Annotated in this window: 15 protein-coding genes; 9 read left to right on the top strand and 6 right to left on the bottom strand. The window is 63.6% G+C overall.

Annotation, left to right across the window (positions count from 1 at the left end; all coding sequences use genetic code 11):
* Positions 1-23: 23 nt before the first annotated feature.
* The 8 genes from CXQ81_RS09945 to mtr all read left to right on the top strand — a co-directional run bounded on the left by CXQ81_RS09945 (position 24) and on the right by mtr (position 8,997).
* Positions 24-1,391: an MFS transporter gene (locus CXQ81_RS09945; RefSeq protein ID WP_007920621.1), complete on the top strand. Its 1,368-nt coding sequence runs from the start codon at positions 24-26 to the stop codon at positions 1,389-1,391.
* On the top strand, positions 1,372-1,773 hold the full coding sequence (locus CXQ81_RS09940) for a DUF4440 domain-containing protein (RefSeq protein WP_101337121.1): 402 nt from the start codon (positions 1,372-1,374) through the stop codon (positions 1,771-1,773). Before CXQ81_RS09945 ends, CXQ81_RS09940 begins: the two co-directional genes overlap by 20 nt.
* Before the next feature lie 14 nt (positions 1,774-1,787).
* Complete coding sequence (locus CXQ81_RS09935; RefSeq protein ID WP_101337120.1) at positions 1,788-2,735, top strand: flavin reductase family protein; 948 nt, start codon at positions 1,788-1,790, stop codon at positions 2,733-2,735.
* 13 nt (positions 2,736-2,748) lie between these two features.
* Complete coding sequence (locus CXQ81_RS09930) at positions 2,749-4,050, top strand: Rieske 2Fe-2S domain-containing protein (RefSeq protein WP_101337119.1); 1,302 nt, start codon at positions 2,749-2,751, stop codon at positions 4,048-4,050.
* The gene (locus tag CXQ81_RS09925; protein ID WP_009042645.1) at positions 4,043-4,513 is read left to right on the top strand and encodes an aromatic-ring-hydroxylating dioxygenase subunit beta; all 471 of its coding nucleotides are present in this window, start codon (positions 4,043-4,045) and stop codon (positions 4,511-4,513) included. The genes CXQ81_RS09930 and CXQ81_RS09925 overlap by 8 nt, the downstream gene beginning before the upstream one ends.
* Before the next feature lie 18 nt (positions 4,514-4,531).
* Positions 4,532-6,241 carry an NAD(P)/FAD-dependent oxidoreductase gene (locus tag CXQ81_RS09920; RefSeq protein WP_085530105.1) on the top strand — a complete coding sequence of 570 codons (1,710 nt, stop codon included), beginning with the start codon at positions 4,532-4,534 and terminating at the stop codon, positions 6,239-6,241.
* 36 nt (positions 6,242-6,277) lie between these two features.
* Positions 6,278-7,621, top strand: coding sequence for an amidase family protein (locus tag CXQ81_RS09915; RefSeq protein ID WP_101337118.1), 1,344 nt, complete (start codon positions 6,278-6,280; stop codon positions 7,619-7,621).
* Between the two features lie 98 nt (positions 7,622-7,719).
* A complete protein-coding gene (gene mtr / locus CXQ81_RS09910) occupies positions 7,720-8,997 on the top strand; it encodes a tryptophan permease (protein ID WP_101337117.1) in 1,278 nt (425 codons plus the stop codon).
* A gap of 96 nt (positions 8,998-9,093) precedes the next feature.
* Here the strand turns inward: mtr and CXQ81_RS09905 are convergent, their stop codons facing one another.
* The 6 genes from CXQ81_RS09905 to aceK all read right to left on the bottom strand — a co-directional run bounded on the left by CXQ81_RS09905 (position 9,094) and on the right by aceK (position 19,089).
* Positions 9,094-10,437 carry an OprO/OprP family phosphate-selective porin gene (locus CXQ81_RS09905; protein WP_101337116.1) on the bottom strand — a complete coding sequence of 448 codons (1,344 nt, stop codon included), beginning with the start codon at positions 10,435-10,437 and terminating at the stop codon, positions 9,094-9,096.
* 565 nt (positions 10,438-11,002) lie between these two features.
* Positions 11,003-11,236 carry an anti-sigma factor gene (locus CXQ81_RS09900; protein ID WP_007926855.1) on the bottom strand — a complete coding sequence of 78 codons (234 nt, stop codon included), beginning with the start codon at positions 11,234-11,236 and terminating at the stop codon, positions 11,003-11,005.
* Positions 11,230-11,844, bottom strand: a complete 615-nt coding sequence (locus CXQ81_RS09895) for an RNA polymerase sigma factor (RefSeq protein ID WP_101337115.1) — start codon at positions 11,842-11,844, stop codon at positions 11,230-11,232. The genes CXQ81_RS09900 and CXQ81_RS09895 overlap by 7 nt, the downstream gene beginning before the upstream one ends.
* 66 nt (positions 11,845-11,910) lie before the next feature.
* Positions 11,911-13,032, bottom strand: coding sequence for a beta-ketoacyl-ACP synthase III (locus tag CXQ81_RS09890; protein WP_101337114.1), 1,122 nt, complete (start codon positions 13,030-13,032; stop codon positions 11,911-11,913).
* A 331-nt stretch (positions 13,033-13,363) separates the two neighbouring features.
* Positions 13,364-17,275: an ATP-dependent RNA helicase HrpA gene (hrpA, locus tag CXQ81_RS09885; RefSeq protein WP_101337113.1), complete on the bottom strand. Its 3,912-nt coding sequence runs from the start codon at positions 17,273-17,275 to the stop codon at positions 13,364-13,366.
* A 92-nt stretch (positions 17,276-17,367) separates the two neighbouring features.
* The gene (gene aceK, locus CXQ81_RS09880; RefSeq protein WP_053260022.1) at positions 17,368-19,089 is read right to left on the bottom strand and encodes a bifunctional isocitrate dehydrogenase kinase/phosphatase; all 1,722 of its coding nucleotides are present in this window, start codon (positions 19,087-19,089) and stop codon (positions 17,368-17,370) included.
* A 199-nt stretch (positions 19,090-19,288) separates the two neighbouring features.
* Here aceK and CXQ81_RS09875 point away from each other — a divergent pair, with 199 nt between their 5' ends.
* Positions 19,289-20,203, top strand: coding sequence for a DMT family transporter (locus tag CXQ81_RS09875; RefSeq protein WP_101337112.1), 915 nt, complete (start codon positions 19,289-19,291; stop codon positions 20,201-20,203).
* Positions 20,204-20,650: the final 447 nt, after the last annotated feature.

Here is a 20,650-nt window from a genome sequence, read left to right as displayed (position 1 = left end):
TCCCGCCGCAAAAGGGAGATCATATGACTTATCGCTACAAAGTGGCTCTTATATTCCTCATCGGATTCTTTATCGACTGTATAAACATATTCATGTCGGCCGTGGCTTTACCGAGTATTGCCCATGAGATGCACGTCTCGACTTCATCCGTGGCCTGGGTGGCCAATGCCTATATTCTCGGCCTGACCCTGATCATTCCGGTGAGCACCTGGCTGGCCGGACGTTTCGGCAGCCGCGAAACCCTCACCGCCTCGATGCTGGTGTTCAGCACCGCCGTTTGGATGTGCGGGATGGCCGGCAGCTTCCATGAACTGGTGATCTGGCGTTTCGTCCAGGGCATCGGCGGCGGCCTGCTGATCCCGGTGGGCCAGGCCCTGACCTTCAACCTGTTCCAGGGCCCGCAGCGGGCCAAGATCTCCACCCTGGTGATGGCCGTCGCCCTGATCGCCCCGGCCATTTCGCCGACCATCGGCGGCGTGATCGTCGACAGCAGCTCCTGGCGCTGGGTGTTCCACAGCAACATTCCGTTCTCGCTGATCGCCGCTGCCCTGTCCTGGCTGTGGATCAAGGAAGCCCGGCCCGCCAGCCTGGCGCGCCCGGACATCAAGGGCCTGCTGCTGGTCAGCGCAGCCCTGGGCAGCCTGCTGATGGGCATGTCGCTGTACGGCGGCGACTACCCACCGCTGGCCGCCCTGAGCTGCCTGATGCTGGGGGTCACCTGTGTGGTGCTGTATGTCCTGCACTACCGCCGCTGCGACAACGCCATCGTCGAGTTGAGTCTGCTCAAGAGCAAGAAGCTCAGTACCTCGATCTTCATCTATTACGCGATTCCCGGAGTGTTCACCGGGGTCAACCTGCTGAGCATCTTCTTCCTGCAGAACAGCCTGCACTTCAGCGCCCAGCTGACCGGCATGTTCATGATCCTCTACGCCAGCGGCGCCTTCATCGCCATGCTGGTCTGCGGCCGGGTCTACAACCGCTTCGGCGCCCGGCGCCTGTTCACCCTCGGCATGCTCCTGCACAGCGCCGGCATCGCCACCCTGTACCTGGTCGACAGCGCCGCCGACCTGCCGATCATCGTCATCGCCTACTGCCTGATGGGCATCGGCGGCGGCATCGGCGCCAATACCGCGCAAACCACTTCGCTGATGGATTTCGAAGGTGCCGATACCCACAAGGGCAGCGTGATCTGGAACATCAACCGGCAGATGTCCTTCAGCATCGGCGCCGCGCTGTTCCTGATGATCTACAACCTGCTGCTCGCCCGCCTGGCGTCTACCCCGGCCTATCACCTGACCTTCGTCATCGCGGCGGTGATGGGTCTGTTACCCCTGTTGCAGATGAGCAACCTGACCACGCAAAAGGAATGTCATGCACAACACAATCGTTGAACAGGCCAAACACAGCATTCATGCGGTCCACGACCTGATCCACGCGGTCTTCACCGACCAGGACGGCAACGGCGCCGCCACCATCGACCGCCTGCTGCCGGCCTTCGCCGAGCACTTCAGCATGGTCACCACCGCAGGCGCCATCGTCAGCCGCGAGCAGGTCGAACAGATGTTCCGCGGCGCCGTCGGTGCCCGCCCCGGCCTGGAAATCCTCGTCAGCGACCTGCACACCGTGTGGCACGAAGGCCACAGCGCGGCGATCCGCTACAAGGAAACCCATCGCCTGGACCAGAAGGAAACCTCGCGCCTCTCGGTGGTGGTGATCCGCATCCATGAGCACTCGGCCCAGTGGCTGTACCTGCATGAAACACCGTTAAGCTGACAGCGAGTCACCCCATGAATTACCAGATCACCCAGTGCCTGATGCTCTCGCCAAGCATCAAGGAAATCACTCTGGCGCCTCTTGTGCCGGCCCCCTGCGAGACCACCGCCGGGGCCCACTTCAAATGGTGGATTCCCACGCTCGAGCAATGGCGTCACTACTCCCGGGTCGAACTGGCCGAACATGAGCTGCCCCCGGGCAGCCTGGTGTTCGCCATCCGCCTGAACCCCGACTCGCCCAGCAGCGCTTATATCCGCCAACTGAGCGTTGGCGATCAGGTACGGCTCGACGGCCCGTTCAATGCCTTCGACTACCAGCTGGACGACAGCGATGGCGCCGACATCGCCCTCGCCGGCGGCATCGGCATCACGCCGTTGACCGGCATCCTCGGGCATCTGCGAGCCCGGCAGCGCCCGGCGCGGCTGCACTATTTCGCCAAGAGCGCGGGCGACGCCGCCTATGCCGCGCAGATGCGCGAGCTGCTGCAGGACAGCCTGAGCCTGCACTGCTCCGATTCGGCCGAAGGGCGCCCGTCGGTGGCCGCGGTGCTGGGCCAGTTGCAACCCCGGGACCGCCTGTACGTCTGTGGCCCGCAAGCCATGCTCAACGACGTGTTCAGCCATGCCCAGAGCCTGGGTTTTCCCCGCGAGCGCATCCACTTCGAAGTCTTCAACACCTGCCTGGCCGAGGATGACCCCGGCTTCGCCGTGCACGCCGCGGACTCCGGCGTCGACCTGCGGGTGCAGCCCGGCCAGTCCCTGCTCGACGCCCTCGAAGAGGCCGGCCTGGAGCCGCTCTACGACTGCCGTCGTGGCGAATGCGGGGTGTGCGAGCTGGACGTGCTGGAAGGTGAAGTCGATCACCGCGATTTCATCATGAGTCCGCAGCAGGCCGCCTGCAGCAACAAGATCTACCCCTGCGTATCCCGGGCCAAAAGCCCAAGCCTGAAACTGGTCATCTAAAGAGAGAACCTCGTTGGACAACTACTTCAACGGCAAGGAAGTGCATCGCACGCTGTTCCTTGATCCGTCGCTCTTCGAGCGAGAACAACAACAGGTATTCGCCGCCAGCTGGTGCTACCTGGGCCATGAAAGCCTGGTCCCGAAAACCGGCGACTTCTTCACCGGCGAGATCGCCGGACAACCGCTGGCCATGGTCCGGCAGAAAAACGGCGAGATCGTCGTGCTGCACAACCGCTGCCCGCACAAGGGCGTGAAAGTGCTGGCCGAGCCGCAAGGCAATGTCGGCCGGTTCATCCGCTGCCCGTACCACGCCTGGACCTTCAAGACCGACGGCCAGTTGCTGAGCATCCCGGTGAAAAAAGAATACGACGACTGCGACCTCAGCAGCTGCGCCGCCCACAAGGGCATGCAGCCGGTGGCCGCGGTGGAGAACTACCGGGGCTTCGTGTTCGTGCGCCTCAAGGAGCAAGGCGTCGGCTTCAGCGAGTTCTTCGGCGACTCGCTGTCGACCCTGGACAACATGGTCATGCGCTCGCCCCAGGGACAGTTGCGCGCCATCGGCCAGCCCCTGCTGCACCGCCATCGCTGCAACTGGAAGATGGTGGTCGACAACCAGACCGACACCTGCCACCCGATGGTCGCCCACGAATCCTCGGCCGGCGAAGCCATTCGCCTGTGGAAGGAAACCGGGCACGACGGCCAGCCGCCGATGGCTGTCGAGCTGTTCTCGCCGTTCATGGCGTCCTACGAGTTCTTCAGCGCCATGGGCATCCGCACCTGGGCCAACGGCCATGGCCACACCGGCGTCAGCAACTCGATCCACAAGGCCTATTCGAGCATTCCCGGCTACTGGGAGCTGATGGTCGAGAGCTACGGCGAAACCCAGGCCGCGGCGATCCTCGACGACACCCGGCACAACACCGTGTATTTCCCCAACCTGATGGTCAAGGGACCGATCCAGACCCTGCGGGTGATCCGCCCGATCTCGGCCAGCGAAACCGTGGTCGAGTCGTGGATCTTCGAACTGGTAGGCGCGCCGGTGCAACTGCTGGAAAGAACCGTGCAGTACAACAACCTGATCAACTCACCATGCTCGATGGTCGCCCACGACGACGTGGAGATGTACGAGCGGGCCATGGACGGGCTGCGCAGCCAGGCCAACGACTGGGTGAATGTCGCCCGCCTGTTCGAACCGGGCGAAGCCTTTGAGCAGACCCAGGTGGTGTCCGGCACCAGCGAACGGGCCATGCGCAACTTCTACAACACCTGGCAGCAACTGATGCAGGCCCCAGACGGATCGACCGCCCATGGATAACTCGCCCCTCGAACAGCTGATCTACCAAGAGATCGCGCTTCTCGACCAACAGGATTTCGACGCCTGGCAACAGCTGCTGTGCGACGACTTCCACTACTGGATTCCCCTGCGCCACGACCAACCCTGCCCGTTGCGCGAATCCTCGCTGCTGTATGAGGACCGCTTCCTCACCACCCTGCGCATCAACCGCCTGGCCAGTGCCCGCAACTTCTCGCAGCAGCCCAAGAGCCGCGGCCTGCACATTGCCCAAAGGCCAACGATCAGCCTCGATGCGGATGGCCTGAGTGCCCATTGCCGGACCCCCATGCTGTATTGCGAAGCCCGGGGCGACAGCGAATGGCATTACCCGGTGACCGTGGAACACCAACTGCTGTGCCTCGCCGGCCAGTGGAAAATCCAGCGCAAGAAAGTCCTCCTGCTCAACCCTTCCCGCGCGTTTGAAAGCCTGCAGCTCATCATCTGATTTCCGAGACCCTTACCTGTGAACTCCTCCCACTCCGGTTTCGAAGAAACCCAAGGCACCCGCTCGTTCCCCAACATCGACCTGTTGTACGACTATGGGCAGTTCCTGCGCCGTGCCACCCAGGCCATCGGTCACCTGCCGCCGGCGATCGCCGACAAGCACGTCGGTATCGTCGGCGCCGGCCTCAGCGGCCTGATCGCGGCCTATGAACTGCTGCGCGCCGGCGCCACCCGCATCACCCTGTTCGAAGCCTCGAAAGACCACCTTGGCGGGCGTTTCCTGACCCAGTGCTTCGACGAAACACAACCGCAGTTCATCGCCGAGATGGGCGCCATGCGCTTCCCGCCGAGCGAAGTCGGCCTGTTCCATTACCTGGACCGCTTCGGCATCGGCACCACCGAGGCCTTTCCCGACCCTGGGGTGGTCGACACCGAAATCCACTACCGTGGCGAAACCCACCACTGGCCGGCCGGGGAAAATCCACCGCCGATCTTCAACACCGTGCACCAGGGTTGGAACGCCTTTCTCAAGGAAGGCGTGCGCCTGGACGACGGCACCTTCCTGGCGCCGCCGCTGCTGCTCACCGATCTTCTGGAAAAGCAGCAGTACGCCGAGGTGCAGCCGGAGTGGCAACGCTACCTGGACTGCTTTGGCGACCACTCTTTCTACTCGGCCATGGTGCAGATCTTCACCTCGAACAACCCGCCGGGCGGCAAGCGCTGGCGCAAGCCGGAAGACTTCCACCTGTTCGGTTCCCTGGGCATCGGCTCGGGTGGGTTCCAGTCGGTGTACCGGGCCTCGTTCACCGAGATCCTGCGCCTAGTGATCAACGCCTTCGAGGTCAACCAGCGGCTGGTGCCCAACGGCATTTCCACCCTCTGGGAGCGAATCGCCGACGAGGAATTCCATGGCATCGCCCTGCGCGACCGGATCTGCCGCACGCGCATCGAATCCATCAGCAAGGGCGCCGACGGGCAGATCCTGCTGCAAGGCTGCAACGGTGAAACCTATGGCTGCGACCGGGTGATCACCACCGCCACCACCCGCGCCCTGCAAGTCAACATGCGCCTCACCCAGGCCGAGCAGTTCGTCAATCGCGACGTGGCCCGGGCGATCAACGAAACCCACATGGTCGGCTCGTCCAAGCTGTTCATCCTGACCCGCGACAAATTCTGGCTCAAACATGGCCTGGCGCAGAACATCCAGACCGATACCCTGGTCAAGGGCGTCTACTGCCTGGACTACGCCCCGCAGGACCCGGACTCCTGGGGCGTAGTGCTGATCAGTTACACCTGGGAAGACGACTCGCACAAAATGGTTTCGATGACCGACAAGGTCCAGCGCTGCAAGCGCCTGGTGGACGAACTGGCGATGAGCGCGCCGCAGTTCGCTAGCCACCTGGTGCCGCTGGACGGCGACTACCAGCGTTACGTACTGGAATACGACTGGCTCACCGACAAGCAGGCCCTGGGTGCCTTCAAGCTGAATTTCCCCGGCGACGACCTGTACTCCCAGCGCCTGTTCTATCAGTTCAAGACCGCCCTCGACCCGCAGCAGGACACCGGCCTGTACCTGGCCGGCTGCGGCAGCTCGTTTACCGGCGGCTGGGCCGAAGGCGCGGTACAGACCGCCCTGAACGGTGCCTGCGCGGTGATCGCCAGCCTCGGCGGCGAACTGCTCGAAGGCAACCCGCTGTTCGATCTGCAATCGCACTTCCGCTATTGCTGAGCCCAGGCCCCTACCGACTTTCGTTGAGACTTTTTCATGTACAGCCAGCATTCGATCGAAGCGCTCGTTGACGGGTTTCGCCAGGGCAGCCTCTGCCTGGATTCCTGGCACCGCGCGCTACTCGAGCAATACGCCGACGCCAGGCACCTGAACAGCTTCATCAGCTTCGCCGCGCAGGCGTTCAGCGGCGACACCGGCACGCCAGAGCAGCGCCAGGCGCCGCTCTACGGCATCCCGGTTTCGTTCAAGGACAACATCAATGTCAGTGGCCTGGCGACCACCGCCGGCACCCCCGGCCTGGCCGACTACCAGCCGGCCGCGGACGCCGGCATCGTCCAGCGCTTCAGGGCGCTGGGCGCGCGGGTCGCCGGCAAGAACAACATGCACGAACTGTCGTTCGGCGTGACCTCGGCCAACCTGAGCTACGGCGCGGTGGTCAACCCGCGCCACCTGCAACACAGCGCCGGCGGCAGCAGCGGTGGTTGTGCCGCGGCCGTGGCCGCCGGCCTGGTGCCCTGCGCGGTGGGCACCGACACCGGCGGCTCGGTGCGGATTCCCGCGGCCTTCTGCGGTGTGGTGGGCTTCCGGCCGAGCACCGGGGCCTACCCGGGCGACGGCATCGTCCCGGTGTCCCAGACCAAGGACTCACCGGGCCTGCTGACCCGCAGCCTGGAAGACGCGCTGTTCGTCCATCGGCATCTGACCGGCACTTCCTTCACCGCGCCGACCGAGCCCAAGCGCCTGCGCATCGGCATTCCCCAGCGGTTCTTCTGGTCCGAGCTGGAGACCAAGGTGCACAGCGATTGCCGCGCGGCGATCGATAGCCTGGCCGATCAGGGCGTGGAAATGGTGCCGGTGGACGACCGCCTGATCGGCGAGATCAACGAAAGCATCCAGTTCCCGCTGCCGATCTTCGAGTTCTTCATCGACTTCCCGCGCTTCCTGCTGAAGGCCGGCTGTGGCGAGCGGTTCCTCGAGATCCTGGCGCAGATCCGCGACCCGCAGATCAAGAAGACCCTGATGGCGCAGTTGGAGAGCCCGGCCATTTCCTACGAGGACTACGTGCAGGCCTTGATGAGCAAGATCCGCCTGGATCGCGAATACGCCGGGCTGTTCCAGCAGCACCGCCTGGACCTGATCGCCTACCCGACCGTCAGCTGCACCGCGCCGCTGCTGAGCGACAGCGGCGCCCAGGAGCATTTCGAGCGTTTCGTGCGCAACACCGACCCGGCCAGCAACCTGGCGGCGCCGAGTATCAGCGTGCCGGTGGCCGAGCCGGGCAGCCTGCCGGTCGGGCTGTCGTTCGACGCCTTGCCCGGGCAGGACCACCGGCTGCTACAGATGGCGCAGCAACTGAGCCGCCTGCTGGCTCTGCGCTGATTTGTCGCCCGGGTGCACGGGAGCCGGCCTGCCGGTATTCCGCACACCCGAGGCGCCCCCTCGCTACCTCCAATAACAATTTCATTGCAGGCCTTGCCATGCGCGGTACGTCCATCGCTTCATCCCCTTCAACCTCCCACTGCACGGTCGCCGAACGCCGGCCTTCGGTCATCGGCGGCGCCATGATCATCGGCGGCACCATTGTCGGAGCGGGCATGTTCTCGCTGCCGGTGATGATGTCGGGGCTGTGGTTCCAAGGCTCCCTCGCGGTGCTGGCGCTGTCGTGGTTCTGCACCCTGCACTCGGGGCTGATGATCCTCGAAGCCAACCTCAACTACCGGCCGGGGGCGAGTTTCTCGACCATCACCCGCGACCTGATCGGCCGGCGCTGGAGCCTGTTCAACGGCGCCACCCTGGTGTTCGTCCTGTACATCCTGACCTATGCCTATATCTCGGCCAGCGGCTCGGTGATCCGCCACACCGCCCACACCCTGGGCCTGGAGATTTCCTCGCGCAACGGCGGCCTGCTGTTCGCCCTGGCGGTGGCCCTGGTGGTCTGGCTCAGCACCGCGGCGGTCAGCCGCATCACCACCCTGGTGTTCGGTGCCAAGATCCTCGCCTTCTTCCTGACCTTCGGCGGCCTGCTCGGCCATGTGCAGCCGCAGGTTTTGCTCGATCGCGGCAACCCGCAACCGGACTACCTGCCCTATCTGTTCATGACCCTGCCGTTCTGCCTGACCTCCTTCGGCTTTCACGGCAACGTGCCGAGCCTGATGAAGCACTACGGCAAGGACCCGCAGCGCATCCGCAACTGCCTGCTGATCGGCACCCTGATCGCCCTGGTCCTGTACACGGTATGGATGCTCTGCACCATGGGCACCCTGCCCCGCGAGCAGTTCAAGGACATCGCCCGCCAGGGCGGCACCATCGATGTGCTGATCAGCGCCCTGGGCAGCATGCTCGACAGCGCCCGGGTCGACCTGCTGCTGACCCTGTTCTCCAACTTTGCCGTGGCCTGTTCGTTCCTCGGCGTCACCCTGGGGTTGTTCGACTACATCGCCGACTCCCTGGGCTTCGACGACAGCCCCCGGGGCCGCCTGAAAAGCGCGCTGGTCACCTTCGCCCCGCCGATCGGCTGCGCGCTGATCTGGCCGGAAGGCTTCATCCTTGCCATCGGTTTTGCCGGCCTGGCGGCGACCGTCTGGGCGGTGATCACCCCGGCCCTGCTCGCCCACACCTCGCGTAAACGCTTCGCCAGCCCGCTGTACCGGGTCTGGGGCGGCACGCCAATGATCGTCCTGGTGCTGCTGTTCGGCCTGGCCAACGCCCTGGCCCACCTGCTGTTCAGCTTCGACCTGCTGCCGGTCTGGCGTTAGCCGGGAGACGGGCAAAAAAAAGCCCCGCCGAAGCGGGGCTGAAACGAAAGGAGCTTTAACGGATGAGAAAGAGCTCTTTACAGCGGTAAATGAACCTTAGAACACGTACTGCGCGCGAACGATGAAGCCGTCGCCGTCGTCGTCACCGGTACGCGCGGCTGGAGTACCACCGCTGGCGGCCGTGGCGTTGGTGACCTTGTCGGTCTTGGCCTTGACGTAGGTGGCGGAGATTTTCACTGCTTCGTTGGCGTACCAGTTCACACCCAGGTTGTGCACCTTGACTTCGGCATCGCCGACGTCGCGGGTCAGGCTGGCGGTGGTGATGTTGTCGTCTTCGACAGTCATGCTGTCGTAGCGATAGAACAGTTCCCAGGCGCCGAAGGCCTTGTTGGCCGGCTTGATGGCGTCGAACTTGCCCACCTTGTAGCCGCGGGATTCGCCGGTCAGGGTGTAAGCGCCCTGCACGTAGAAGCCGTGGCCCTTGATGTCTTCGTAGGCGTTGGAATCAGCCTTGGTCTTGCGGGTGATGTATTCACCCTGGATCGAGGCCGGGCCCATGGCGAACGCGGCTTCCAGACCCAGCGCGGTGTCGCGGTCGAAGGAACCGGCCGGCGAAGTCGAGCTGCCGCCCAGCACCGGACGGTTGCCGTTGGTGCCGGCATCGTTGCCGCCCAGGGTCTCGACGCCACGCATGCCCATGCGGGTGCGATAACGGGAGTCGAATGCGGTGTCGGAGACATCACGCGAAGCCACGTTCACACCGAAGTGCAGGACGTTGCCGGCATCGTGCATCGGAGCGAAGACGAAGCGACCGTTGACCTGCTTGACGCTGTCGCCGTCGGTGTCGTCGGTGTCCTTGCTGAACACGCCAGCCGAGGCATAGAAGGAATCGGCGAAGGTGCTGGAAGCCTGCAGGCCCATACCGTTCTGGTGGGTGTTGGCCCAGTCGATCATGTCGTAGGCGATGTTACGTTCCGGCGCGGTGACCCACTTGGAGCTGGTGGCTTTTTCCAGGCCGAAGTCCGGGTCGAAGCGACCGACCTTGATCGACACCGGCTTGAAGCCGTTGTAAGCCAGCGAGGCTTCGTCGAAGTAGCCGTTATCGGAGTCGCCGGTGTTGTGGGAGAAGTCGTAGTTGATGGTGTAGGCCCAGTCGGTGTACAGCACACCGGACAGTTCGAGGAAGGCGCGACGGAAGTAAGCGGCGTCGGCGCTGTCGCCGTTCTTGGTGTAGACACCGTCGAAGCGGCTGTAGTCGGCTTGCAGGCGGCCACCGAGCTTGAAGCTGAACTCTTTGTCTGTGGTGGCGACCTCAAGGCCGCCCTTGGTCTTGACTACGATATCGGCGCCATCGGTGGTGACGGTGCCAGCGAAAGCCTGGGCGGTAACTGCCAGGGCCAGGGCGCTGGCGGCAAAACCGGCGAAGTGCTTACGGATCATCGAAGATTTCCCCTAATTGGTGGTCTGTAGCGCTGGAAAAAACACGCGAGTCAGGCCCGCTTGTGTTGGGAGGGAATCTTGGCGGCGGGTTATTTCAGGGGAGTTGCCGATAGATAAAGATTTGATGACAGCGGAACTTTTTTACTTCCAAACGAAATAAGGCAAAAAGCCTGTACTAGAGCGCTCGGCGGGGTATTTGGGGAAAAACGAAACCCTGTAGCCGCTAGCGAAGCCCGCGATCGGCCGAACGGTCGCAGCGACTTCAAGATCGCTGAAGGCCTTCGGCCTTATCGCAGCCTACGGCAGCGGCTACAGGAACTCGTACACCTTGCAGGCGTTGGTGTAGCCGCTGGCGAAGCCTGCGATCGAGCGCGAAGCGGTCGCAGTGACTTCAAGATCGCTGAAGGCCTTCGGCCTTATCGCAGCCTGCGGCAGCGGCTACAGGAACTCGTACACCTTGCAGGCATTGGTGTAGCCGCTGGCGAAGCCTGCGATCGAGCGCGAAGCGGTCGCGCTCTTGAGGACCTTGAGGCTTCAGCGACTACGGGAGGATTGTCGGGTGAAATCAGGCGTTGCGCTTGCGCTCGGCGGCCAGGCGTTCGGCCAGCGCATCGATATCGGCGATGGGCGCTTGCGGCATCTTGCGCAAGGTGGCCTGCATCAGGCGCATCTGCCGCAGGAAACGCCGGCAATTGGGGCAGAACAACAGGTGATGGCGCTGGATCAGGCGCTGGCGAAAGCTCAGCTGACCATCGAGATAGTCGCTGGAACGTGCCACTTGTTCCTTGCAGGTCAGCATTGGCCGGTCTCCTCGAAGTGCTCCACCGTGGCAAAAATCTTCAGCCGCGCCCGGTGCAGCAGCACCCGGACATTGGAGAGGGAAATGTCCAGAAGATTACAGATCTCCTCCAGCTCCAGGCCCTGGCGCTCGCGCAGGGTCAACACGCTGCCTTGCAGTTCCGACAGGCTCAGCAAAGTGTGCTCCAGGCATTCGCGCAGTTCGGCCTCGGTAAGCAGGGCTTCCGGGGTGTCGGCGTGCCAGGCGAACGGCGCCACCAGCCAGTGCCCGTCAGAGGAAGAAAAACGCTCGTCGCCGATGGTGCCGTGGGGTGCCGGCAGGTCATCCAGCAGGACTTCGCGGCGGTTCTGTTTGTAGCGGCTTTTCGCCGAGTTGGCGGTGATGGTCAGCAGCCAGGTCTTGAGGCTGGAACGCCCCTGGAAACCGACCAGGTTGCGCACCACCGACAGCCAGGCATCCTGCACCACTTCGTCGGCGTGGCGCTGGCCGACAATGGCGTAGGCCACGGCGCGCATCGCGCTCTGGTAGGTGCCGACCAGTTCCTTGTAGGCCTTTTGCTCGCCGGCCAACAGGCGTTCAAGCAGTTGCGTGTCGTCAGCTGCGGACATTCATGCCTCGTAATCGGAATCCAGGATCGCAACCGCTGAATCCAGCGGCTGCGATCCATAAGACTGTCAACGCTTGCGCAGAAGCACACTGCCAATCGAATAACCGGCGCCGAACGAGCTGAGCACCGCCAGCGAGCCGCTGCTCAGGTCGTCCTGATTCTTGTGGAACGCGATCACCGAACCGGCCGAACTGGTGTTGGCATAGGTGTCGAGAATCACCGGTGCTTCTTCTTCGGTGGCCTCGCGGCCCAGCAGCTTCTTGACGATCAGGTGGTTCATGCTGAGGTTGGCCTGGTGCAGCCAGAAACGCTTCACGTCGCTGACGTTCAGCTGGTTTTCCTGCAGGTGCTCGGCAATCAGTTCCGCCACCATCGGGCAGACGTCGCGGAACACCTTGCGGCCTTCCTGCACGAAGAGTTTGTCCGGCGCGCCGATACCCTCTTCCGCGGCGCGGTTGAGGAAGCCGAAGTTGTTGCGGATGTTGTTGGAGAACTTGGTCAGCAGCTTGGTGCTGATGATGTCGAACTGGTACGGCGAGGTGGCCAGGTCTGCCCGCTCGATGATCACCGCGGTGGCCGCGTCGCCGAAGATGAAGTGGCTGTCGCGGTCACGGAAGTTCAGGTGGCCGGTGCAGACTTCCGGGTTGACCATCAGGATCGCCCGGGCCTGGCCCAGTTGCACGCTGTTGCAGGCCGCCTGGATGCCGAAGGTGGCCGAGGAGCAGGCCACGTTCATGTCGAAACCGAAACCTTCGATGCCCAGGGCTTCCTGGACTTCGATGGCGATGGCCGGGTAGGCGCGTTGCAGGTTGGAGCAGGCGACGATCACCCCGTCGATGTCCGCGGCGGTCTTGCCGGCGCGTTGCAGGGCCTGTTCGGCGGCGCCGATGGCCATCTGGCAGAGCACCGACCATTCGTCGTTGGAACGCTCGGGCAGGCGCGGGGCCATGCGCTGCGGATCGAGGATGCCGTCCTTGTCCATGACAAAGCGGCTTTTGATGCCGGAGGCCTTCTCGATGAAGGCCGCGCTGGATTCGGTCAGGGCCTGAACCTCGCCGCGCTCGATCGCTTGCGCGTTGTCGGCGTTGAACTGATGCACGTAGGTGTTGAAAGACTCCACCAGCTCTTCGTTGGAGATGCTGTTGGCCGGGGTGTACAGGCCAGTGCCGCTGATGACGACGTTATGCACGGTCGTTCCTCTATTCTGTTCAGGCAGAAGGTATTGGCACCGTCGTACCAAACCGTAAATGGTCTATCCCGACTGGCGGAATAGGACCTGACATCGCTTTATTCCGCTTTGCCCGGGCGGCGAACGCTCAAAACCGCGGGGCCGGCATTTATAACGGCGAAGTTTGCCATAAACGCCGGCGTTTAGCCCCATCGGCAAGCGTAGTCGGCGCAACATCGCCGATCCTGTAGCCGCTGGCGAAGCCTGCGATCGAGCGCGAAGCGGTCGCGCTCTTGAGGCCCTCGAGGCCCCTGCGGGGCCTTACGCAGCCTGCGGCAGCGGCTACAGCGCATCAGGCTTCCACCTGGCTCCACTGTTTGTTCAGGCGCTTGTCGGAAATCGGCGCCTTGGTGCCCAATTGCTGGGCGAACAGCGAGACCCGGTATTCCTCCAGCCACCAGCGGTACAGCTCCAGTTGCGGGTCGCGCTTGCCTTCCTGGGCATGTTTGCTCGCCCGCGCCTGGTACTGGTTCCACAGGCCGGCCAGTTCGGCGCTCCAGACCCGGTCCTTCTGCACCTGGCTGCCGAGCTTCTCAAAGCGCAGCTCCACGGCCTTGAGGTAACGCGGCAGTTCCTTGAGCCACTGCGCCGGGGTCTCGCGGACAAACTCCGGGTACACCAGATGGCTTAGCTGCGACTTGATGTCGTTCAGCGCCACCGCCTGGGCCAGGTCGATCTTGCCCTTGAAGCGCTTTTGCAGGCCATGCCAGAGCTTGAGGATCTCCAGGGTCAGGCGCGCCAGGCGCTCGGCGTGCTCGGTCCAGCTGCCGCGCTTGCGCTCGGCCAGCGAGGCCAGGCCGGCGCCATCGCGCGGCAGGCTGTCCTCGCCTTCCAGCACGCAGCTGTCGAGGCTGGCCAGCAGGATGTCTTCCACCAGGGCATCGACACGCCCCAGCTCGCGATACAGCAGGCCCAGCTCGGTCAGCCCCGGCAGCTTGTTGCGCAGGAACTTGGCCGGCTCGGCCAGCTGTTGCAGCAGCAGGCGCTGCAAGGCGCGGCGATGCTGGAACTCGGCTTCGGCCGGGGTCGAGAAACGCCCTTCCTTGACCGTGCCACCCTCTTCCACCAGCGCCGGATACACCGTCATCGACAGCCCGGCGATCTTCTGCTGGGTTTTCTCCGCCACCGCGGCGAACACCTTGGCTTCCACCGGCTGCTGGCTTTTCGCGGTTTGCGGCACGGCCAGGGCGGCCTGGCTGGCCTCGGCGAAACGCGCGGTCAGCTCGGCCAGGTCGCGGCCTTCGCCGAGAAACTTGCCCTGGGCATCGACGATTTCCAGGTTCATCCGCAGGTGGCCTTCCACCTGTTGCGCCGACTCGGCCCAGGCCTCATCGCTGACCCGCGCCCCGGTCATGCGCAGCAGTTCGCGGCCCAGGGCCTGGGACAGCGAACCCTGGGCGAAGTCGATACGCGCCAGGGCCGCCTTGACGAAGTCCGGCACCGGTACGAAGTTCTTGCGCAGCGCCTTGGGCAGGTTGCGCACCAGGGCGATGCACTTGGCTTCCACCAGCCCCGGCACCAGCCATTCCAGGCGTTCGGCGGGCAAGGCCGGCAGCAGCGGCGCCGGCACCCGCAGGGTCACGCCGTCCCGTGGATGGTTGGGCTCGAAGTGGTAACTCAGGGCCAGTTCCAGATCGCCGATCTGCAAGGTGTCCGGGTACTGCATGGCGGTGACTTCGCTGGCCTCGCGGGCCAGCACGTCTTCCTCGCGCATGATCAGCAACTGCGGGTCTTTCTGGCTATGCACCCGGTACCAGCTGTCGAAAGTCGCGGTCTGGTGGATCTCCGCCGGCAGGCGCGCGTCGTAGAAGGCGAACAGGGTTTCCTCGTCGGCGAGGATGTCGCGGCGCCGGGCCTTGGCTTCCAGTTCGTCGAGCTGCTCCAGCAGCCGCGTATTAGCGCTCAGGCACTTGGCTTTCGACTGGATTTCGCCACGCACCAGGCCCTCGCGGATAAACAGCTCGCGCGACACCAGCGGGTCCACCGGGCCGTAATGCACCGGGCGACGACCGACCACGATCAGGCCGAACAGAGTGATCTGCTCGTAGGCCACCACCTGCCCGCGCTTCTTCTCCCAATGGGGTTCGAAGTGGTTTTTCTTGATCAGGTGCCCGGCCAGCGGCTCGATCCAGTCGGCGTCGATCTTCGCCACCATGCGCGCGTAGAGCTTGGTGGTTTCCACCAGTTCGGCGGTCATCAGCCATTGCGGGCGCTTCTTGCCGATCCCCGACGACGGGTGAATCCAGAAGCGCCGCTGGCGGGCGCCGAGGTAATCGCCTTCCTCGGTCTTCTGGCCGATCTGGCTCAGCAGGCCGACCAGTACTGCCTTGTGCAGCTTCGGGTAATCGGCCGGCTCCTTGTTCAGGCTCAGTTGCAGGTCGCGGCAGATCAGGCTCAGTTGGCGATGGGAGTCGCGCCACTCGCGCAGGCGCAAGTAGTTGAGGAAATTCTTGCGGCACCAGTTACGCAACGGGCTGGCGGTCAGCGCCTGGCGCTGCTCTTCGAAGCCGCGCCACAGATTGACCAGCCCGGCGAAATCCGAGTCGGCGTCCTTCCATTGCGCATGGGCCTGGTCGGCCGCCTGCTGGCGCTCCGGCGGCCGCTCGCGCGGGTCCTGGATCGACATGGCACTGGCGACGATCAGCACTTCCTGCAGACTGCCCAGCTTCGCCGCTTCCAGCAGCATGCGGCCCATGCGCGGGTCCACCGGCAGCCGTGCCAGCTGGCGGCCCAGCGGCGTCAGCTGGCTGTTGCGGTCCACCGCCGAGAGTTCTTGCAACAGGTTGAAACCGTCGCTGATGGCCTTGCCATCCGGCGGTTCGATAAAGGGGAACGCGGTGATTTCACCGAGACGCAGATGGAGCATCTGCAGGATCACCGCCGCCAGGTTGGTGCGCAGGATTTCCGGGTCGGTGAATTCCGGACGGCCGTTGAAATCCTCTTCGCTGTACAGGCGCACGCAGATGCCCGGCTCGACCCGGCCGCAGCGGCCTTTGCGCTGGTTGGCGCTGGCCTGGGAAATCGCCTCGATGGGCAGGCGCTGGACCTTGGCCCGGTAGCTGTAGCGGCTGATGCGCGCGGTGCCGCTGTCGATCACGTAGCGGATGCCCGGCACGGTCAGCGAGGTCTCGGCGACGTTGGTCGCCAGCACTACCCTGCGGCCCGGATGCGACTGGAAAATCCGCTGCTGCTCGGCCGGCGACAGGCGCGCGTACAGCGGCAGGATCTCGGTGTGCTTGAGCTGGGCCTTGCGCAGCATTTCGGCGGCGTCGCGAATCTCCCGCTCGCCCGGCAGGAACACCAGCACGTCACCCGGGCTGCGGCGCTCGCTGCGCTCATGGGCGGCGATTTCATCGAGGGTGGCGAGGATCGCCTGGTCCACCGTCAGGTCGTCCTCGACCCGGTTGCCCTCTTCGTCCTGCTCCAGGGTCAGCGGGCGATACCAGGTTTCCACCGGGAAGGTACGGCCGGAGACCTCGACGATCGGCGCGTCGTCGAAGTGCTTGGAGAAGCGCTCCAGGTCGATGGTCGCCGAAGTGATGATGACCTTGAGGTCCGGACGCCGCGGCAGCAGGGTCTTCAGGTAGCCCAACAGGAAGTCGATGTTCAGGCTGCGTTCGTGGGCTTCGTCGACGATGATCGTGTCGTAGCGTTCCAGGTAGCGGTCGTTCTGGGTTTCCGCCAGCAGGATGCCGTCGGTCATCAGCTTGATCAGGGTGTTGGAATCGCTCTGGTCTTCGAAGCGCACCTGGTAACCCACCAGGGCACCCAGCGGCGTCGCCAGCTCTTCGGCGACCCGGCTGGCCACGCTGCGCGCGGCGATCCGCCGGGGCTGGGTGTGGCCGATCAGGCCGTGCTGGCCGCGGCCGATTTCCAGGCAGATCTTCGGCAACTGGGTGGTTTTGCCCGAGCCGGTTTCGCCAGCGATGATCAGCACCTGGTGCTTTTGCAGCGCCGCCTTGATCTCGTCGCGCTTGGCGGCGATCGGCAGGCTGTCGTCGTAGCGAATCGACGGCACGCTGGCGCGCCGCGTCAGCACCTGGGCGCAGGACGCCTGCATGCGCTCGACCCACTGCACAAGCTTGGCCTCGTCGGGCTTCTTGCGCAGCTCAAGCAGCTGCCGACGCAACCGGTGGCGGTCGGCAAGCATGGCGTGGTCGAGGTTTTTCAGCAGTTGGTCGATTGCAGGCGATTCGGAAGTCATAGGAAAGCAGCGGCAAGCTTCAAGCGAAAAGCCGCAAGATTAACGCAGCTTTACGCTTTTAGCTTGCAGCTTGTAACTTGCCGCTGCCCCTTCTATTCGTTATCCCGGTCCTTGCGCCGGTACGGGAACACATCGATCACCTTGCCGGCGCGAATGGCCTCCTGCAGGCCTTTCCAGTAATCGGCGTTGTACAACTCGCCGTGCAACTGGTCGAACAGCTTGCGCTGCCCGGCGTCGGCGAACAGGAACGGTGGGAACTCCTCGGGGAACACGTCCAGCGGGCCGATGGAATACCAGGGCTCGGAGGCCATCTCGTCCTCCGGGGTACGCGGCGCCGGGATGTGGCGGAAGTTGGCTTCGGTGAGGAAGCAGATCTCGTCGTAGTCGTAGAACACCACCCGGCCATGGCGGGTGACGCCGAAGTTCTTCAGCAGCATGTCACCGGGAAAGATGTTGGCCGCGGCCAGTTGCTTGATCGCCAGGCCGTAGTCCTCCAGCGCCTCGCGCACCTGGGCCGGGTTGGCGTGGTCCAGGTAAAGGTTGAGCGGGGTCATGCGCCGCTCGGTCCAGCAGTGACGGATCAGCACCGTATCGCCTTCCACCGACACCGTGGACGGCGCGACTTCCAACAGTTCCTCCAGGCACGCGGGGTCGAACTTGCCCAGGGGAAAGCGGAAATCGGCGAACTCCTGGGTATCGGCCATGCGCCCGACCCGGTCGACGCTTTTCACCAGGCGGTACTTCTCGATCACCGTGGCGCGGTCGACGTTTTTCGACGGCGAGAAGCGGTCCTTGATGATCTTGAACACGGTGTTGAAGCCCGGCAGGGTGAACACGCTCATGACCATGCCGCGCACGCCCGGGGCCATGATGAACTGGTCGTCTGTGTTGGCCAGGTGGTTGATCAGCGCCCGGTAGAACTCGGACTTGCCGTGCTTGTAGAAACCGATGGAGGTGTACAGCTCGGCGATGTGCTTGCCCGGCAGGATGCGCTTGAGGAAACCGATGAACTCCGCCGGCACCGGCACGTCGACCATGAAATAGGAGCGGGTGAAGGAAAAGATGATCGACACATCGGCTTCGTCGGTGATCAGCGCGTCGATCTGGATCCCCCGCCCTTCGCGGTGCAGCAGCGGAATCACCAGCGGCCACTGCTCGTCGTGGGTGTAGATGCGGCCCACCAGATAGGCGCCCTTGTTGCGGTACAACACCGAGGAAAACAACTCCACCGCCAGCTCCGGGTCCTTGCACACCCAGTCCGGCAGGTTCTCCCGCAGCTGCGACTCCAGGCGCCGCAGGTCGCCGGGCAGGTCGGCGTAGGCTTCGCTGAAGCTGTAGTCGACGAAGATCTGTTCGAGCATCGTCGACAGATGACCTTGCGGCCGGTAGGTGCGGGTCTGCGCGGCCCGGGCGCGGCGCAGGCTCGGCCGCGTGGTGTGGATGAACATGCAGCCGTCGCTGATCAGGTCATGGCTGAACAGGCCGCAGAAGGCCGAGTTGTACCAGGTCTCGGACAGCTCATCGTCGAAGCGCAGGTCGATCAGGCTGATATAGGCGCTTTTCACCAGCGGCCACTGATTGACGTCGAGCAGGGTCTCCAGGTCGAAGGTCGTACGCAGCCGCTGCACGGTCTCGCTGACCTTTTCCTCGTACAGGTTGATCCGTGCCGCCGAGGCGGTCTGCGCCTCCTGCCACTGCGCCTGCTCGAAGCGTGCCCGGGCACCGTCGGTGATCTGGCGAAAATGCTCGCGGTAATCGTCGAAGCCATCGAGGATCGTTCGAGCGATATCGGCGGCGGGCCATTTCTGCGGCATGGTGAGACCTCTGCGGGAATTCGGAAAGGCCTGAGCTTAGCCAGTGAACCGGGTACAGGAGAAGTGCAATTTTGCGCAGATAGCAAAGGCGGCCGCCAATTCAACCGCAAGATAGCGATTGCCCGCGTCCCGTCTCTCGGCAACACTCTCGCCCTGCTGAAAAAAGGGCCGTTGAACGGCCTATTAAAGGAGTTGCGCCGTGAGACTTGTCGATACCCTGCGTTTGTTGTCCCTGGCCGCGATCTGGGGCGCGAGTTTTCTGTTCATGCGCATCATCGCTCCAGTGATCGGCAGCATTCCCACGGCATTCTTTCGTGTCTCCATCGCCGCCACCGGCCTGCTGGTGATCCTCGCGCTGATGCGCATCAGCTGGGACTTCCAGGGCAAGTTCAAGACCGTGCTGCTGCTCGGCGTAATCAACTCCGGCATCCCCGCCACTATGTATTCGGTGGCGGCCCTGGTGCTGCCGGCCGGTTATTCGGCGATCTTCAATGCCACCACGCCGTTGATGGGCGTACTGATCGGCGGGTTGTTCTTCCATGAAAAACTGACCCCGCCAAAAATCGCCGGGGTCAGCCTGGGCCTGTTCGGCGTGGGCATCCTGACCCGCGCCGGCCCCATGGCATTCGACCTGGAACTGCTGCTGGGCGCGCTGGCCTGCCTGCTCGCCACCACCTGCTACGGCTTCGCCGGCTTCCTCGCGCGACGCTGGCTGGACCAGGCCGGCGGCCTCGACAGTCGCCTCTCGGCCCTGGGCAGCATGCTCGGTGCCAGCCTGTTCCTGCTGCCGGTCTTCGCCTACAGCGCCATCAGCCAGCCGCCCGCCAACTGGGGCGGCTGGAGCGTCTGGCTGTCGTTGCTGGGCCTGGGCCTGGCCTGCACCGCCTTTGCCTACATCCTGTATTTCCGCCTGCTGAGCTCGATCGGCCCGGTCAAGTCCATGACCGTGACCTTCATGATCCCGCCGTTCGGGGTGCTGTGGGGCGCGTTGCTGCTGGACGAGCCGCTGTCCATGGCTCACCTGTATGGCGGCGTGCTGATCGCCGCGGCCTTGTGGCTGGTCCTCAAGCCAGGGGCCCGGGTCGCCTCGCCCCGGGAACTGGCGGATCGCTGATCGCGTCGATTCCCCGGCATTGCGAGCGGTCCTGAAACATGGGCGCGCTCGCCACTTGCATGACAGTCTCGATCAGGCTTGAGCGGAATCGAACTGCCTATCGGACACCGTAACTTCCGACCTTCGGCAAAAGAACTTAAAACAATAAAAAATCATCACCTTCTAAAAACAAATACTGCTCTCTCAACAAAAACATCCCCTCAAGCAAAAAAAAATCATTACCCCGCCGTCTTTATTTTTTACCCCCTTCTTTCACCCCCTCGCCCAAACCCCATAAAACTTGAATGCAATTCGCAAAAGAAGCCCGCACCAGAGAGTTCCACTGATAACAACAACGAACTAACCATTACCAACAAAGATTATTCTCGATCACCATAAAGATATTTCTGAAAAGCTTCAAAAAAGTTCCCAACCTCTCTCCCCACGTATATTCCCGCCTTCTTCTTT

The sequence above is a fragment of the Pseudomonas sp. 09C 129 genome (assembly GCF_002843625.1).
Taxonomy (GTDB): domain Bacteria; phylum Pseudomonadota; class Gammaproteobacteria; order Pseudomonadales; family Pseudomonadaceae; genus Aquipseudomonas; species Aquipseudomonas chlororaphis.
Note: the sequence above shows the minus strand (reverse complement) of the source record. Positions and strands in the feature narration are given on the sequence as shown.

Coding starts and splice junctions, on each gene's coding strand:
- CXQ81_RS09945 (WP_007920621.1), top strand. CDS start 24: ATGACTTATCGCTACAAAGTGGCTCTTATATTCCTCATCGGATTCTTT.
- CXQ81_RS09940 (WP_101337121.1), top strand. CDS start 1,372: ATGCACAACACAATCGTTGAACAGGCCAAACACAGCATTCATGCGGTC.
- CXQ81_RS09935 (WP_101337120.1), top strand. CDS start 1,788: ATGAATTACCAGATCACCCAGTGCCTGATGCTCTCGCCAAGCATCAAG.
- CXQ81_RS09925 (WP_009042645.1), top strand. CDS start 4,043: ATGGATAACTCGCCCCTCGAACAGCTGATCTACCAAGAGATCGCGCTT.
- CXQ81_RS09915 (WP_101337118.1), top strand. CDS start 6,278: ATGTACAGCCAGCATTCGATCGAAGCGCTCGTTGACGGGTTTCGCCAG.
- mtr (WP_101337117.1), top strand. CDS start 7,720: ATGCGCGGTACGTCCATCGCTTCATCCCCTTCAACCTCCCACTGCACG.
- CXQ81_RS09905 (WP_101337116.1), bottom strand. CDS start 10,437: ATGATCCGTAAGCACTTCGCCGGTTTTGCCGCCAGCGCCCTGGCCCTG.
- CXQ81_RS09900 (WP_007926855.1), bottom strand. CDS start 11,236: ATGCTGACCTGCAAGGAACAAGTGGCACGTTCCAGCGACTATCTCGAT.
- CXQ81_RS09895 (WP_101337115.1), bottom strand. CDS start 11,844: ATGTCCGCAGCTGACGACACGCAACTGCTTGAACGCCTGTTGGCCGGC.
- hrpA (WP_101337113.1), bottom strand. CDS start 17,275: ATGACTTCCGAATCGCCTGCAATCGACCAACTGCTGAAAAACCTCGAC.
- aceK (WP_053260022.1), bottom strand. CDS start 19,089: ATGCCGCAGAAATGGCCCGCCGCCGATATCGCTCGAACGATCCTCGAT.